At 73.1% G+C, this 15,686-nt stretch carries 11 protein-coding genes; all 11 read right to left on the bottom strand.

Going from position 1 to position 15,686, the window contains the following annotated elements; all coding sequences use genetic code 11:
• Positions 1 to 282: 282 nt before the first annotated feature.
• The 11 genes from ACR80Q_RS17855 to ACR80Q_RS17805 all read right to left on the bottom strand — a co-directional run bounded on the left by ACR80Q_RS17855 (position 283) and on the right by ACR80Q_RS17805 (position 14,843).
• Positions 283 to 1,929: a peptidoglycan DD-metalloendopeptidase family protein gene (locus tag ACR80Q_RS17855; protein WP_435379007.1), complete on the bottom strand. Its 1,647-nt coding sequence runs from the start codon at positions 1,927 to 1,929 to the stop codon at positions 283 to 285.
• A 76-nt stretch (positions 1,930 to 2,005) separates the two neighbouring features.
• Entirely contained in the window at positions 2,006 to 3,322 is a 1,317-nt protein-coding gene (locus ACR80Q_RS17850) for a putative type IV secretion/conjugal transfer ATPase (RefSeq protein WP_435379006.1), read from the bottom strand.
• A 239-nt stretch (positions 3,323 to 3,561) separates the two neighbouring features.
• Positions 3,562 to 5,160 (bottom strand): SCO6880 family protein, encoded by a 1,599-nt coding sequence (locus tag ACR80Q_RS17845; protein WP_435379005.1) that lies wholly within the window; start codon positions 5,158 to 5,160, stop codon positions 3,562 to 3,564.
• Between the two features lie 88 nt (positions 5,161 to 5,248).
• Positions 5,249 to 6,850 (bottom strand): hypothetical protein, encoded by a 1,602-nt coding sequence (locus tag ACR80Q_RS17840; RefSeq protein ID WP_435379004.1) that lies wholly within the window; start codon positions 6,848 to 6,850, stop codon positions 5,249 to 5,251.
• A gap of 3 nt (positions 6,851 to 6,853) precedes the next feature.
• Positions 6,854 to 7,921, bottom strand: a complete 1,068-nt coding sequence (locus ACR80Q_RS17835; RefSeq protein WP_435379003.1) for a hypothetical protein — start codon at positions 7,919 to 7,921, stop codon at positions 6,854 to 6,856.
• Positions 7,918 to 8,502 (bottom strand): hypothetical protein, encoded by a 585-nt coding sequence (locus ACR80Q_RS17830; RefSeq protein ID WP_435379002.1) that lies wholly within the window; start codon positions 8,500 to 8,502, stop codon positions 7,918 to 7,920. Before ACR80Q_RS17830 ends, ACR80Q_RS17835 begins: the two co-directional genes overlap by 4 nt.
• Positions 8,502 to 9,368, bottom strand: a complete 867-nt coding sequence (locus ACR80Q_RS17825; RefSeq protein ID WP_435379001.1) for a hypothetical protein — start codon at positions 9,366 to 9,368, stop codon at positions 8,502 to 8,504. The genes ACR80Q_RS17830 and ACR80Q_RS17825 overlap by 1 nt, the downstream gene beginning before the upstream one ends.
• A 299-nt stretch (positions 9,369 to 9,667) precedes the next feature.
• On the bottom strand, positions 9,668 to 10,003 hold the full coding sequence (locus ACR80Q_RS17820) for a hypothetical protein (RefSeq protein ID WP_435379000.1): 336 nt from the start codon (positions 10,001 to 10,003) through the stop codon (positions 9,668 to 9,670).
• Positions 10,000 to 10,824 (bottom strand): hypothetical protein, encoded by an 825-nt coding sequence (locus ACR80Q_RS17815; RefSeq protein WP_435378999.1) that lies wholly within the window; start codon positions 10,822 to 10,824, stop codon positions 10,000 to 10,002. The genes ACR80Q_RS17820 and ACR80Q_RS17815 overlap by 4 nt, the downstream gene beginning before the upstream one ends.
• 680 nt (positions 10,825 to 11,504) lie before the next feature.
• Positions 11,505 to 11,999: a thermonuclease family protein gene (locus ACR80Q_RS17810; RefSeq protein ID WP_435379019.1), complete on the bottom strand. Its 495-nt coding sequence runs from the start codon at positions 11,997 to 11,999 to the stop codon at positions 11,505 to 11,507.
• A gap of 336 nt (positions 12,000 to 12,335) precedes the next feature.
• A complete protein-coding gene (locus ACR80Q_RS17805) occupies positions 12,336 to 14,843 on the bottom strand; it encodes an AfsR/SARP family transcriptional regulator (RefSeq protein WP_435378998.1) in 2,508 nt (835 codons plus the stop codon).
• Positions 14,844 to 15,686 lie beyond the last annotated feature (843 nt).

The raw sequence follows: 15,686 nt of genomic DNA, 5'->3' as shown, positions 1-15,686 counted from the left end.
CAACGACGTTGGCGATCCCGCGGGCGAGGTGCGCTGCCAACACGAAGACGAGGGCCACGGCGACGGTGGCGGCGAGGGGTATCTCCCAGGTGAGGGGGTATGGGTCCTGCCGGCGGGAACGCTGCATACCCCTAGGAGGGGAATCCGCACGCCCCCGGTGGTCACCCACGACAAGACCGACACAGTCATCAGCGCAGACGACTGGGCAACGGGGCCGACGACGGGGCAACTGGGCCGACGAGTGGGCCGACGACTGAGCAGACGCCGGGGCGACGGACTGTGTCAGGGGCTGCTGAGGGTGGTGCCGTCGGAGAGGTCGCCGACGCGCCAGATCTCGAAGCGGTGGTGCTCGGGTCCGTTGGCGTAGCTGAAGGAGCCGACGCCGTGTCGGCGGCTGCGGGCCTCGATGGTGGTCTGGGTGGTGGGGTCGGCGACGAGCATGACGTGGCCGATGCGGTCGGGGCCGAGGTAGGAGTCCCAGAAGACCAGGTCGCCGGCGCGTTCCTGACCCAGTTGGACGCGGTGTCCGTTGCCGGCGGCGAGCCAGTCACGTTGGGCGGCGGCGGTGCGGGGCGCGCTGATGCCGACCTGAGCGAGGGCGGTGCGGGTGAAGGAGGAGCAGTCCCACGCGTCGGGGCCGTTGGCACCGAACACGTACGGCTCCTCGGTCTGGGCGTGGGCCCACGCGAGCATCGTGGTGACCCGTTCGCTGCTGAGGGGGGCGAGGGTGGGGTCGCCGGTGTTGTCGGGGTGGGTGGCGCCGGGCCCGCAGTCGGTGAGGTCACCCAGGACGGTGCCGCCCGACCCGCCGCTGCGGCTGCTGTAGGCGTGGGCGTAGTGCAGGGCGTCGTTGACGTACCAGTCGGCCCGGTTGTACGCGTACAGGGCGTCGCGGACCCCGACGGGGCCGTCGGTGAGCCCGGAGCGGGTGAGGTAGTGCGCGGCGGAGAACACGCTGTCGGCGTGGTTGCCGATGTCGGCGCGGCCGTCACCGTCGCCGTCGACGCCCATCTCCGTCCACGTCGAGGGCAGGAACTGCATCAGCCCCTGCGCCCCCGCCGAAGAGGTGCTGGTGAGTCGGCCGTGGTTGGTCTCGGCCATCCCGACGCCGGCCAGCACGGTCCACGGCAGCGCGTACTCCTCAGCGGCCGCCCGGTACAGCGCCTCGACGTCGGCCGGGATCGGCGTCGGTGGGTTGACCAGGGACGCCTTGCGGGGTTGCCCGGGCGGGGGCAGCTCGAACCCGACACCCCCCTCGAGCGCGCCAGCGGCGACGGGCTGGACCTGCCCGTCAAGAGCCCGCGCGCTCGGTGGCGAGTCCGTGGGTGGGGTGGTGCCGTCGAGGGGGGCGCCCCGGGCGGCCATGAAGGGGACGGGGTCGATGGCGGTGCCGTTGCGGTGGACCTCGAAGTGGAGGTGGTTGCCGGTGCTGACGCCGGTGGACCCTTCGATGCCGAGGTGCTGCCCGGCGTGGACTCCGGTGTCGGGGGTGACGGCGGGGTCGATGGTGGCGAGGTGGGCGTAGCGGGTGCTGATGCCGTCGCCGTGGTCGACGTCGACGACGTTGCCGTACCCCCCGGCCTCACCGGCGCGGGTGACGACGCCCGCCGCGACGGCCACGACCGGCGCCGCAGTCCCCGCTGAGGGGTGGGAGACGAGGTCCTGCCCGCTGTGGTGTCGCCACTCGTGGTGCACCGGGTGGAAGTGACGGCCGAACCCGCGCCGCGACACGGTGTAGGGCTGCTCGAACGGCGCCCGCCACCCCTGCTCCCCCGCGTTCGCCCCACCACCGCTGGTCTGGTCGAGGCAGGCGATCGTGGTGCCCACCGCGGGCGCGGCGACGGTGGACAGCAGCACCGCCGCCAGCAGGGGCCCCGCAAGCAGGGCAGCGGCGATGCCGGCCATGGCCGCGGCCAGCAGCCTCGTCACGTCGTCCTCACCCGGGCCGCCCGCGAAACGCCTGTGTCGGCGCCGCCGGTTCTGGCTCCGCGGACGTCGCGCGGGGTCACAGGGCGCTCTGGATGGCGTCGTTGGTGAAAGTGAGGTGCTTCTCGGCGGGGTGCAGGACGGTCTGGACCTTGTACAGCTGCTCCCCCACCGCCCACACGGCGCGGCCTTTGCCGTGTCGGGCCCAGCCGGTGACGAGGTGGCGGGCGACGGGGCCGAGGGCGAGGAGGCGTTCGAGCTCGTCGCCGACAGCGGCGTCCTGGCCGTGGAGGATCTTGATGTCGGCCAGGTGCAGCAACTCCTGCGCGATGACCGCGGCCTGGGACCCGGCCGCGCCGGCGGACAGCAGGTCGCCGGGCTTGTGCGCGACGGCGATCTGCAGGTCCCCGCGCCGCGAGAGCCGCAGGTCCGCGTCGAAGGACTTGACCGCGTCCGGGCCGAGGCGCAGCTGCCGCCAGGACTCGTCGCGGATGACGAGGCGCAGGTCACCCGGGTTGGCGGTCTCCCGCATCGCGCGGCCCCAGCTGTTCAGGCACAGCAGGGCGATCCCGACGGCTTCATCACCCAGGGGTTCGAGGCGGGACAGGCTGAGCGACTGCAGCGGGGCCCGCCAGTCCACGTCGATGCTGGTGTGGTCGTCGAACAACCCCGCCAAGGCCCCCGACACCAGCTGGCCCAGCGCGTCGCGCAGGAGGCGGGTCTCGTCGAGGAACTGCCTTTCGCTGGCGTAGCGGCACTGGGTGATGAGGCGGTCGGTGGGGGTGTCGAGCAGGTGCCACAGCTGGGGCACGGTGACCTCGAGGAGCTGGGTGGCGCCGGCGGTGTAGCCGGTGAGCTCCTGCAGGGCCGCGGTGACCACGACCTCGTCGGAGGGCCCGAAGGACACGAACTGCTCGCCGATGCGTTGGCTGCCGACCAGGCCCCGGACGAGGGTAAGCCAGCGCCCGAACACCAGCGACGCCCGCCGTCGCGCCTCCACGGGATCCAGGTCGGCCCAGCCGTGGCCGAGGGGGCCGAAGGCGAGCGGGTTGACGCGGGCGGTCAGGCCGGGGCCGACGACGAAGGGGGTGACGCCGACGGCGTGGGCGAGGCGTTCGTACTCGTCCTTGACGTCGCCGAGGACCAGCGCCCGGTAGCCGAAGTCCATGAGGCGCAGGACGAGGGCCTTGACGGTGGCGGACTTCCCGACGCCGGGGTTGCCGAAGCAGAAGATGTTGGGGTTCGTGACCTGGATGTCGTCACGCATCACCCACCCGAACGGGTCGACGTAGAAGCTGCCGCCGGACAGCTGGTCGATACCCATCCACGCCCCCGTCGGGGGCAGGCCGGGGGTGGCGATGAACGGCCACAGCACCGGCGCCTGGTCGCTGGTCATCCGCCACGTCGACACCGGCGCGCCCGCGGGCGCCCACCCCCGCCCGGACCGACGCGCGCCCCGCCGCGCGACGTGGTGGAACAGCCGGCCCTCCCGCACCTCTGCTGGTGGCGGGGCGAGCGTGGGAAGGTCGTGGCCGAAGTCCGCGAGCAGCCGCCCCACACCCCGCCCCGACCTCGCCGCGGTACCTGCAGGGCGGGGTGCGCGACGGGTGGTGCGGCGAGGTGTGGGGCGGGGGGTCATGCGTCACCCCGGCGGGTGAGGCTGACGCCGAGCGGGACGGCCGTCGCGGCGAAGCCGAGGTCCTGGGCGAGGTCGAGGCGCAGCGGGGCGTACCCGGCGCGGCGAATCGCCGCGTCGAGGCGGCAGCCGAACTCCTCCACCCGGTAGCTGCTGGGCACGGTGACGGTGGCCACGGCGTAGGGGCGGGTCATGCAGTGCCCGCGGGCGAGCTTGGAGTCCAGGCCCCGGGCCCGCGCGGCGTCGCTGCGGGCCCGGGCGCGGATCTTCATGCCCGCTCTGTTCTTGAGCTCCTCGCCCAGGTCTGCGGACCACTCCCGGGTGGCGCTCTGCCGGTCCGCGGTGGCCTGGCGGAGGATGGGGTAGACGACGGTGAAGCTGCGCCGCTCGCCCGGTTCGGAGGGGGTGAGGACCGGGGCCAGGGCGCCCATGACGGCGCCGTTGTCGGGCAGCTTGATGGTCGCGCTCACCGAGGCCCACGCGTCGTGCGTGTAGTGCCGCACCGCCGCGTCAGCGCCGGAGGGTCCGGCCATCGCCCACGGCACGTCCGCCACCACACCCTCGACTACCGGGGCGGCTGCGGGAGCGGCACCCGCATCGTCCTGGGCCTGGCCCTTCGAAGCAGGGGACGCGTCCCAGCCGGAGCCTGGGGTGGGGTGGTCGCGTTCGGCGCGGGCGGCGACGATGCCGGCGCGGTCGCCGGGGGCGAACCCGGTCCGGCAGGCCAGGGCGAGGTCGGGTGAGGACAGCCAGGTCACCTCCGTCATGGCCATCGCGCCGCGGAGCTGGGCCTCGACCTCGCCCATCAGCCCGTACAGGACGCGGGCGCGGCCGTCGAGGCCACCGCCGGACTGCTTCGCGACGCGGCCCATCCGGGTCTCGGGGACGACGAGGGTGAGCCAGGCCTCGGTGCGGACCGAGGCGGCGGTGAGGGCATGGCGGAGGTCGTCGTTCACGGCGCGGGCCAGGGGTGGGCCTTCGGGGCGGCGGTGCCCGTGCATCCACAGGTCGCGTTCGGCGCCGTCGTCGGGGACGGTCCGCACGGTGATGAGGAGCTCGTCGATGAGCTCGGTGTGCGCGGCCAGGTCGAGCAGGCTCGTCAGACCGGCGGCCTGTTGGGCGCGTTCGGTGGCGTCGGCGAACCCGAGGCCGGGATGGACGACGGCAGCGGTCACGGCCCAGGTCCGGGCGGCGTGGTCCTGGATCACCGCAACGCGGCTCAGGGACGCGCCGCGGGGTGGCCCGTCATGGACGTCGATGCCCTGCAGCACCCCGGGCAGGTCCACCGCTGCCAGGTCCTCCGCGGCACCGTGGGCGGCGTGAGCCCGGAACCGGGTCCACCCGGCAACCCGGCCGAGCGAGAGCAGCAGCGAGGCGGTGAGCCAGCCAGTGGCGGGTCGCCCTCGTACGGGCACGACGGTCACGAGCAGCACGAGCAGCCACCCGAGCGCGCACAGCAGCACGGTCGACCACACCTCCGCGCGGACGGCCAGGAACACCGGCAGGCTCGACAGCACGAGGACAGCGAGCTGCCAGCCGTTCAGGCCGAAGAACCAGCCGATCCGGTCCCGGCTGTAGTCGTCGAACACCAGAGCCATCTCGGGCCCCCTCCAGATCAGGTCACGTCAGGTCGTTTCCAGTCGTTCCAGGCGGTTGCCCGTCAGCTGACACGCGTGGGTACTTGGGTTACACGGGGACGATGGGTACCGACGCGGCAGCACCGGCCGCGCCCCCCGCGCCGGCGCCCGCTGCGCCGGCTCCCGCGGGGGCAGTCCCGCCGCCGGCCGCTGCGCTTCCCGCACCGGTGCCTGCCGGAGTCGCACCTGGGGTTGGCCCGCCCGTCGAGGGCGCCGGCGGGGTCAGCGACGGCGCGGCGCTGGGGCCGGGGTTGCCGGCGAGCGGCCCGGCGTCGGGCCTGCCGCCGCCGGGTCCGCCTCCGTCGGGACCGGTGGCCGGCGGATCGGCTGCGCCGTTGGTCGAGTCATTGGCGCCGGGAGAGCTGCTGGTTGGGCGTCGGTCGGGACGGGTGGTGCGGTGGAGTTCGTGGTCGGGGTAGTAGCTGGAGCTGCCGACGCCCATCTGGCTGGCCATGTCCACCCCGACCGCGGCGCTGGTGGCGCTGAGCCGCTGCATGAACCCGATCCCGGACGCGGCAGCAGCACCGGCCCCGCCGCCCAGCGCGGACAGCCAGCCCTGCTCCGCCTGGCTGAAACGGGCGCTGGTCGCGTCCTCACCGGCCGACTCCCCCGCCGACCGACCACCCCCGACCGTCCCGCCCGCCGCACTGCCACCGGCGACACCGCCAGCGGCACCACCACTGTCACCGCTCGTGGCTTGCGTCGCGCTGCCCGAGCCGCCGGACGCGCCGCCGCCGAGGAGGCCCTGCAGGCCGCCGGAGGTGGCGAGGCCCCGTCGGAGGGCGGCGCCGGAGGAGGTGCCGGGGTCGACGAAGGCGAGGAGCTTGAACAGGGCTAGGGGTGAGAAGCAGGCGATGAGGATGAGGAGGACGCCGGGCAGGGCGGAGCCGATGGCGGCGAGGGTGCCGTCGGCGAGGCCGTTGGCGACGCCGGTGGTTGTTTGCACCCCGACGCCGAGGACGAGGACCATGAGGACCGGGCTCAAGGCGGCGGCGTGGGTCCAGCGCAGGCTCTTCCAGAACCAGTCCTTCCCGGAGTCTGACAACAGTCCCGCCGCCGCCAGGGGCGTCGTGGCCGCGAGGATGATCAGCGCGCCGGCGCGGGTGAGGATGACCAGGAGGTGGCCGAGGGCGGCCAACCACAGCACCAGGCCCATCAGCCCGAGGACGGTGGCGACGGTGCCGTCGGCGACGTCCTGCACCGCGATGGGGTCCCACGGCTGCCAGGCGGACCACGACTTGACGTTCAGCAGCGACTGCATCAGCGCCCGAGTCAGGCCACCGCAGGCGGCGACGAGGGCGACGAGGTAGGTGAGCCAGCCGCCCCAGACGACGGCGAATTGCGCGAACCCGATGCCGACGCGGGCGAGGCTGCCGCCGTCGCGGCGGGCGGCGCTGACGCCGAGCTGCAGCAGGCCCATGATGAGGACCAGGGCCCCGGCGAGCCAGAACGTGGTCCGGTACAGCTCCGCCGCGGGTCCCGCCGCGCGGAGGTCCGGGGTGATAAAGGCGTCCATCAGGTAGAACACCATCCGCAGCACCCACAGGCCCGCGTTCCACAGCGCGAGCATCGCGACCGTCCACGCGTCGGTCACGATCTTCCCGGCCGTCCCGGCGAGGATCCCGAACGGGTCGAACACGTCGTCCAGCACCGCTCAGCCCTCCCCCGTCCCACCGTCGTCGGGCGGGGTTTCGTCGAGGGTGGGGTCGGTGTCGACCCAGGTGCGCCAACCGGCGTCGAGGCTCTGCTGGGTGCCGGGCCAGGTGGAGGGTGCGCGGGCGGGCGGGGTGCCGGGGGCGATGAGCCAGCGGCCGTCGTGCCACTGCATCCGTTCGCAGTGCCCGAAGCCGATGCGGGCCTCGGTGGTGATGACGGCCCGCACCTCCAGCAGCACGCACGCCAGCACCCAGTCCGGACCGTCGCTGCCCTTGACGAGCCCGGCGGCCGGAGTAGCGGTCACGGTCGTGGTGACGTCTTTCTCCGGACCCATCTGCGCCGCGCCGAGGAACGACTGCACGTGCCGCGCGATCTCCCAACCGGCCACCCCGGTGTCCGGCGCGTCGCTTTCACCCTGGCTGAAACGCCCACGGCCAAGATCACCACTGGCGAGATCACGACGGCCGGACCCCGTGCTGTCGTCCAGGTCGAGGTCGATGACGCCCGCCTCACTGGCAGCACCGTCGGACGGGACGCCCTCTCCGCCGTCCTCGGAATCAGAATGTGGCCGCTGAGGGAGGGTCCAGTGCTGGTGGATCCCGGCGGTCAGGGGGATCGACATGGCCTGGAAGACGGAGGTCTCGATGGCGGCGAGCTGGGCGACGGCGCCCTCCGGGGTGCGGGGGAAGCCGGTGGGTACGCCCCCGGGTCCGCTGCCGGTCGCGGGCGGGATGGTGATGCCGGGGGCCGACTGCGTCGAGGGCGGCGCCGGCATCGCGGCCTGCGAGCCGACGGGCAGCATCGGCTCCGACGCGATGGCGTCCCGCCGCTGCGCCTGTTCCTCGGCCGCGCCTGACGCGGACTCGGCAGCGGGTCCAACGACGCTCGCCTCCCTCGCCAGCGCTCGTGACGATGGTGGTGCGAGGCTCAGGTAGACCGCGTAGCCGAGGCCGCCGAGCAACGCGGCTGCCGTGACCACCACCACGAATCCCACCGCGAGCAGCCGCCGCCCGCTCCACTCCTCGACCCCCACCTCGCCGGGCAGGGCTGACGCACGCCTGCTCACGCGAGTCCACCGTCCTCGGTCAGAGCAGCAAGTCCTGTCCACGCCACCGGGGGACCGAGAGGACCCGGTGCCAGCATCGAAACCGCGATCGGCTGGGCCGTCTCGGCATGAACGGCCGCAGCGACGTCGCCGACGCCGTCGACGCTGGCCAAGCGGTGCACGCTGCTGACGGCCGGGCTGGCGGCCGGGCTGGCGGTGATGCAACCGGTCCCCATGAACCCGTTGACCATGCCGGGCAGGACGAGGTAACCGATGCCGGCGACGAAGATGATGACGATGCTGACGACGCCGGCTTTGCTGGCGTGGGGCATCCCGAAGATGCGTCCGGCCAGGATCGCGCCGATGCCGATGAGCATGCCGATGGTGAACAGTGCGAGGACGCCCCAGAGGATGTAGCCGGTGATCTCGTCGACGTACTGCTGGGCGTTACCGGGGGCGACCGGGCACACCGCACCCGCCGTCACCAGCCAGGTGTCTGTGCCGCGCGCAGCGACGCTGACGCGCTCGGGGTCCGCGACGGTCGCGAGGACGGAAACCTGCATGCTGTCGATCGCTACGGTGGCACGGTCCGGGGGTGTCATCAGGTGTCTCCTCGCGCGTCGGTGATGAGGTGGTGCAGCACGCCGGCGGCAATGTTCAGCAGCGGGGCCGGGAGCGGGGCCGGATCCAGGCCGTGGACGGCGAGCCGTCGGTCGAGGGGGGCGGTCGTGAGCCGGCCCTGGCGGTCGAGCGCAGCTGAGCGGGCTCCGAGACCGTGGAGGACCGCTCGTGACCAGCGTCGCCGGGATGGCCCGAGCACGATCGCGAACAGGACTGGCGCCGGTCGCGGCTCGTCGGTGGTCTCGTTCGCTCCGGTAACCCAGGTTCCTGGGTCGCTGAGCAGGTCGAGGTGGACCTCGAGTCGGCGAAGCCCGGGGACGGTCGCGGTCGTGGCGAGGACGATGTGGGACGCCGTGCCCAACGCGGTCCGGAGCCAGGAGACGTGGTGCAGGACGTGCTCGAGGTCCCAGCCCACGTCCAGCACCGTCAGACGGGAGCCGCTACCTGAGACCGGGCCTACTGTGGGGCGGGGCGCCGGGACGGTGTGGGGCCCTGCGCGGTAGCCGTCGCCACGCTCCAGGACGACGTCGCCCCGGGTGCCGCGCCACCACCCAGAGTCGTCGCGGCCGAGCTCGGCCGTGCTCGCCGCGGCTAGACCGGACGTGGTGAGGGAGCCGCAGTCGACCACCCGCGCGGCGTCCCACCCCCCGTGCCGGCCGTCCCGCAAGGACTTGTCTGCGGTCTCCCATGAACTAGGGCCCACGGTGAGGGCGGCCGTCGCCAGCGCGATCGCGGTCGTGGAGGCACCGCACGACCCGCCGCATCCGACGACCGGGAGGGCCTGTTCGCCGGCAGCGGGGACCCACACGGTCCCCTGGGCCGCGGGCGGCCCGGTGTTCAGCAGCACGGGCGGCGCTCCACGGGGCTCGGTCAAGGCGTGCGAAGTCGAGTTTTCTGGGGGCCAGGCCCGTCTGGTGTTGGCGTGCTCCGGCAAGGGCAAAAGGGTGCGCGGCCGGAACGTCCCGGCCTGCAGCGCCGCCCAGGCCCGTCTCAGCTCCTCCAGCGGCACCGTCGGCGCCGGCACCGGCGACTGCCGGGAAGTGAAGGGATGAGCGCGGGTGACAGCGGTCGAATCGGGCGTTACGGCTGCACCACTGAGGGCGACCTCGGCCTGGGTGCCGGGGTGGGTGTCGGTGTGGGTGGTGTTCATGCGGTGTCCGAGGTGAGGATCTGTCGGCGCTGTGCAAGGCCGGCGCGGAGCTGGTCGGGGCTGAGCCTGGTGAGGGCGGTTTTGGCGGCCTGCACCTCCCGGAGCAGGGCCACGCACCCGTCCAGCTGCTGCAGCGCCTCCGGCTCCCGGGCGGCGACGTCGAACAGACGGGCGACCTCGGCCGTGGCGCGCCGTTCCACCAGGCACGTCACCGGGTCGTCCAGGCTTGTCCCCGGGTCGTCCAGGCTCACCACCGGGTCTTCCGGACTTGTCGCGGGGACGACCTCCAGCGCCCACAGCACTCCCTGGCCGGGGGGGCGGCCGGTGCTCATGCGCACGCCTCGTACCCGCCGTGGCGGACGGCCTCAGCCAGGGCCTGGACGCTGCGACGAGCACGGCGTCGGATCGTGACGGCGGAGACCCCCCACCGATCCGCGACCGCCTCCGACAGGCCGATACCGGTCAGCCCGCCGTACTTGACCCGCACGCGGCTCACGTCAGCGCATTCCGCGGCCTCCACCAGGCTCAGGAGCAAAGCCCGGTCGGCCGTCGTGATGACGTCCTGCCGGCAGCCCCACTCCAGCACCTCCAGCATCTCTTCCCATGAGGTCGGTTCCGGCAGCCCGTCGCTGAGGTCGGCCGCCGCGAGCTCGACAATGTCCGCCGGTTCCGCGAGGACGGTCAGGTCCCACGCGTGGTCGCTGGCCGCTCTCTTCGGTCGGCGACCGCCCTGCAGCAGGACCGCGCTGCGGACGTTTCCGCGGATGTTGCCGGCCACCTTCCGAAGCCGCTGCCAGGGGAAGCTGCGTGCCTCCAGCCACAGCTGGGACGCGACCAGCTGGTCGGTGCGGTACATCAGCCCGTGGTGCCATCGGTCCACCGACGCCGCCCCCGGCAGCAACGCCCAGCAAAGGGTCATCGCCGCGGCGCGATCGTCACCCCCGTCGCGGGCAGCCCGCTTCGCCAGCGCGAGCAGGACCTCATCGGCACAGTCGGGCTCGGCCGCCAAGGTCCACCGCTTCACGTCGAGCGGGTCGGTGACCACCCCCAGGCAGGGGTCCGCAACGACCCAGCCGGGCCACCTCTCACGCGCCTGACGGATCAGCTCGTTGGACTCCGGGGTGCTCAGACCCAGGTGCTCGGCGACGCTCATGAGGCTCCTCCCGCCACGTGTCGTGTTCATCCACGGTGACGAGAGAACGCCCCCCAATTCGTCCCCCCTCTCGGCTGTGGACAGGGGGAACGAGGTGGGGACAGAGGGGGGAAGAACGGGGAACGACGACGTCCCCGCAGGTCAGCGCACGTCCCCCCGAAACCTGCGCGACGGGCCGGTTCCGCACCGCTCGCCGGCGTCTGCGACCGGCCCCCCTCATCAGCCCCGTGCTCGCGACCCGGTCAGGTCGAGTCGTCTCGGGTGGAGTCGGGCGACACCGGTGGTTCTGTCGTGCCCCCGGCGCAGCCTGCGGGCATGACGCAGACACAGGCGAGTGGTCCCGGGATGGTGTCGTTGGACGCGTTCGTGGAGGCGCGCCTGCGTGAGGAGCCACCGGGGCAGCAGGGCCGAGCCGACCTCGAGGTGGTGGCCAAGGAACAGGTCCTGGCGGCCTACCCCGGTCCCGGTTCGGCACCACGCACCGGGCTGGCCTCGCCGTCGCGCTCAAGGCCTTCGCCCGGATCTGGTCAGACCACGGGGACTTCGACCCCATGTGGCGCAGCTGAGACCCAGACGAGTCCGTGCAGCTGCGGCGGCTTCTATGGATTGCGTCCCGGCTAGCGTTGCTCACGTCGGCCCGCTGTTCCCGCCCCCCCTACGGTCGAGCGGCGGGGCCGGCGTTACTTGCAACCCACCCCGTCGCCATCGAGGTCGAACTTCGCCTCGAAGCCGGGCCCACCGCGGCGGATGGGCGCTCGGCCGGCAGCGCGCACCGCATCGCAGTTGGCGAACGGTCCATCGTCGGCGCCGGGTGCCGGGCCGGGAGCCGGCGGCTCAGGTGCGCCCTCGGGTTCCGCCGGCGCCGGTGCCGCGTCTTCACAGGAGTACGCGACCGGGCTCGCCGCGTCGGCGGCGACGTAGGCGGCCTCCCGGGCGTGCTCGCCGTAGCCGTCACGGGAGTCGTACCGAGCGACACCCATGCCGTCCTCGATGAGAACGAGCCCGGCGTCGGTGCCGTCGAGGGTGTCGACGTAGGCGATGAGGCGTCCGTACCGATCCCGCTCGTCGGGGGCCTCGACGCCGAGCGTCACCTCCTGGCCGCCGACTACGGCGCCCATCGCGGTGCTGGACTCCTCGAACCCGCACTCCCCCCGCTCGGGGGTGTCGATGCCGATGATCCGGATACGTTTGGTCGTGCCGTCGCGCTCGACGTCGATCGTGTCACCGTCAACGATGTTCGTGACCGTCCACGCTGCGGCTGCCGACTCCGCCTGTGCCGCTGGGAGCGGGGGCGGCCTGACCGCGGGAGCAATTGGTCCAACTGCTCAGATCACGGCGCAGGGTTCCGGCAGCATCCCCAGCGTCGGTTGCGTGATGCTGTCGACCCGCGCTGCCCCCGCACCAGCGGGTTGCCCGGCGGTCCGGTATCCCGACGCAGGGTTGGCGCTGGGCGTCATCTCCGCCGGAGTCACCCGAGACCGAGCCGCCGCCCCGAGCGCGGGTGCTCGCCGTCAGCTGGCCGCCTGTCGGTCGTCGGTGAGCCAGCCGTGTCGTTCGAGGATGGCGTGGGTCCGGGCGGACAGCTCGTCTGGCGGTCCCGCGTCATCGGCGCGGTTGCAGACGTCCCTTTCGATGATGTCGGCGGCGGTGCTGCGGTGCCCGGAGGCCATCGCGACGGCGGCCAGGTCCAGGCGAGGGATCTCCTCATCGGGGGCGGCGAGGGCTGCGAGCTCGGCAGTCGCGCGTGCCGCGGGCAGGTCGCCGGTATGCAGGAGGTGGGTGGTGACGAGGTGGGCGACGTCAACGACGGCGCAGAGCATGTGCTGGTCGAGGCGGTCACCCTCGACCAGCCAGCTCCAGCCGCCGGGTCGGAGCTTGCTGAACGGTGGTCCGCTCACGAGGGTGAGGGCGCGCTTCAGGTCCTGGATGCCGTCGGGTCCACGGGTCTGGCCGCGCAGTCGGAGCCGTCGAAACAGGTCCGCGTCGACGAGGAGGTCCTGGACCTCGTACACCCCGACGCCGCGGTGCTGGGCGGCGGGGGAATGCCGGGCGTCAGGGATGTGGGGGCGACCGGTTCGGGGGTTGGTGCCGAGCCAGTCGCGGACGGTGGCGACATAGCCGCGGGCCTTGGTCGTGGTGACGTCGAAGGCGTCCGCGACTTCTTCGGGCGTCGCGCCGTGGGGGCGGGTGGCGAGGAAGGTGAGCAGCTCGGTGTAGTAAGGCTTCCGCTTGGTGACGGGCACTCCCCGGGTGCGGGCCCCGACGGGACCTAGCAGGGTCAGCCGGGGCAGGGGGCTGGAGTCGGCGAACCAGGCGGCGAGATCCTCGTCGAGGCCCGGGTCGATCTCCGCCACCGCGTTCCTGACCTCTTCGGGTACCAAAGGTGCCAGCGTCTCGAGGTCCTCGCGGGTCGTGGCCGCGATGTCGAGGTACTCCTCATCAGGCTGAGCCAGTAACGACGCGGCGTCCTGTGCGCGCGGTGCCTCCTGTCGCGGAGCACCGGCGTCTGGCTCGCCGCACACCATGCCAGCGGGTCCCCGTTCGTTCGCCCCGCCCTCGTTCCCCCGGGCATTGTTCCCCTGGTCGTTCCCCTGGTCGTCGAGGTCGAAGTTGACACGGTCCTGGTCACAAACGAGGTTGACGGGCCAGCCCTTGTCATCCCTCAGGTCGACGTCGGTCTGGGGCTCACGGTGAGGGATCGAGGGGTGGTGGTGTCGCGGCAGCGTGAGGGCGCGCGTGAGGGCTCCCGCTGCATCGGCGTAGGCCTGCCAGCCGTGGCTGTCGGCGTGAGCGGCGGGCATCGGGGTGTCGACCGGGCCGAGGGCGTACAGAGCCGCGCACCCCTGGGCTTCGGCCGCTGACAGGCCGCTGGCGGTGACGGCAGCGATTACGGTCTCCGCGGGACCAGTCACCGTGAGCGTGGCGTCGGGGTTGATGCGGAGGGTGGGGTCGGTGGCTCCGACGCTCCCGCCGGTGGAGGGCGCCGCGCACTGCACCCCGTCGTCATCACCTGCGGCATCACCGTCGATGTCTCCGGCCGAGTCTCCGGCGTTGGCTGTGGCTATGGGGGCGAGCAGGAGGACGGTGGTTCCGGTGCGTGCCGGGTGGGCGCAGATGAGGTCGATGAGGGTGTCCGGTTCGGCGGGTGGGGGGCTGTCGTCTCGGAGCAGCAGGTGGGGTGGCCAGGTGTTGTCACCGGCATACCTGATGCGGGCGCCGAGGACGTCGAGGTCCAGGTGGGGGCTGCGGTCGACGACGGCCACCGCAGCGACCGTGAGGTCCGCGACTGCATCGGCCGTCCCCTCCGACCCCGCGCCGAGTCCGTCGCTGCGCGGGTCGGCGTGCTCTGGGCCGGCGGTGACGTGGATGCGTTCGGGGTTGAGTGGGCCCAACTCGGTCGCAACCCCGACGCAGTGCGCGCGGACCGTGTCGGACCAGGGGTTGCAGCCAATCTCGGCCGCGATGTAGCGGAGCAAGTCCTCGCCGCGCTGTCGGTCGCCGGTGACGGTGGCGATGCCGAGGTGTTCGAGGTTCAGCATCGTGGTGGCGCCGGTGGGGGTGACGCCGACCGTGACGAGGAGCGGGAACGGTGCGGGCTGGTCGGCCACGAACGGCCCCACGTGGTCCAGGTCGACCTCGGCCGGCAGGTGCCACGTCATCAGACGCTGCCCGCTCGTCCACGGGGCCGGAGCCGGGTTCGGTGTTGCGAGGTGAAGGGTGACCCCGGTCCGGTCGAGCGTGACCGCGACCATGGTGGGGAGGGCTTCGTCGCGGTGCAGGCAGGCGGTGGCCAGGCGGCGGAGGATCTCGTCGAGTCGTTCGATGGTGGTGGCCGTGTGGGTGTGGGCGCGAACGCTCTTCTCCACCACCACGTGCTGGCTGTCGGGCAGGGTGGGGGTTCGGCCCGGTCGCCGGAGCCGGGACTGGCGGCGGCGGTGCTGGCGCAGCAGCAGGAGCAGCGCCCCGGCGAGCATCGTCCCCGCCCCCGACAACCCAGGCAGGGCCCACGTCGGCGCCACGACCTCGGTGTCCTCCTCGGCGTCGCTGTCGGCGGCCTCCCCCGTGTCGTCGAGCCGTCCACTGCTGACAGTGTCCTGCTCTCTCGGTTGCTCGCCACTAGTCGGCGGCGCCGCTGCGCCCGCGGTGGCCGACCGGTCGCCGCGCCTTTCGTCTGCTGTCGACCCGGTCCTGCTGCCGGGGGCCACGGGCTCCTCGATCGTCGTTAGAGGCAGCCCGCTCCTGGCGCCCGCCGGCGTCTTACCGCGAGTCTCACCAGGGGGCTGACCGGGGGGCTGGTCTGTTGTCGCCGGTGGCTCGTGGCGTCCGCCCGGGGGTTGGTCTGTGGTGGGGAGGGGGATGGTCCAGCCGGGCCGCAGGACGTCGGGGTCGCGCAGACTTGCCCGTCTGGTTGCGTGACGGTGGCGGCTGCGGCGGCGAGCTCGTCGTAGCGGGCGCCGGCCCCTAGCTTTGTTTCGGCGATCGCCCACAGCGTGTCCCCGGGCACCACCACATGCCCCGTCGGCACCACCGTCTCCGGTGCTGACGGGCCTTCGGCGGCCGGCGGGGCCGCTGGTTCGCTGCTCGGGTGTCGGGCGTCGGGGGGCAGGACGAGGCGCCAGCCGGGGCGGATGAGGTCGGGGTCGGTCAGCGCCTGGCCGTCGGGTTGGGGGCGGCCCACGTTGAGGTCGTGGATCTCCGTCCAGCGGGTGCCGTCGCCCAGCTGTTGTTCCGCGATGTCCCACAGACACGCGTACCGGCCCGCGGCCGGAGCGGGCACCACGAACGCCGGCGCAGCCGACGAGGCGCGCGCGCTGTCGTCGACGGGCGCGGAAGAGACGTCAGCCCCCTGGTCGGACGCGGTC

The sequence above is a fragment of the Aquipuribacter aurantiacus genome (assembly GCF_051216895.1).
Taxonomy (GTDB): domain Bacteria; phylum Actinomycetota; class Actinomycetes; order Actinomycetales; family JBBAYJ01; genus Aquipuribacter.
This window is presented reverse-complemented; position numbering and strand designations above follow the sequence as displayed.

What these genes read in the sequence shown, in the direction of transcription:
- ACR80Q_RS17850 (WP_435379006.1), bottom strand. Translation starts at nt 3,322, where the DNA reads ATGACCAGCGACCAGGCGCCGGTGCTGTGGCCGTTCATCGCCACCCCC.
- ACR80Q_RS17845 (WP_435379005.1), bottom strand. Translation starts at nt 5,160, where the DNA reads ATGGCTCTGGTGTTCGACGACTACAGCCGGGACCGGATCGGCTGGTTC.
- ACR80Q_RS17830 (WP_435379002.1), bottom strand. Translation starts at nt 8,502, where the DNA reads ATGACACCCCCGGACCGTGCCACCGTAGCGATCGACAGCATGCAGGTT.
- ACR80Q_RS17820 (WP_435379000.1), bottom strand. Translation starts at nt 10,003, where the DNA reads ATGAGCACCGGCCGCCCCCCCGGCCAGGGAGTGCTGTGGGCGCTGGAG.
- ACR80Q_RS17815 (WP_435378999.1), bottom strand. Translation starts at nt 10,824, where the DNA reads ATGAGCGTCGCCGAGCACCTGGGTCTGAGCACCCCGGAGTCCAACGAG.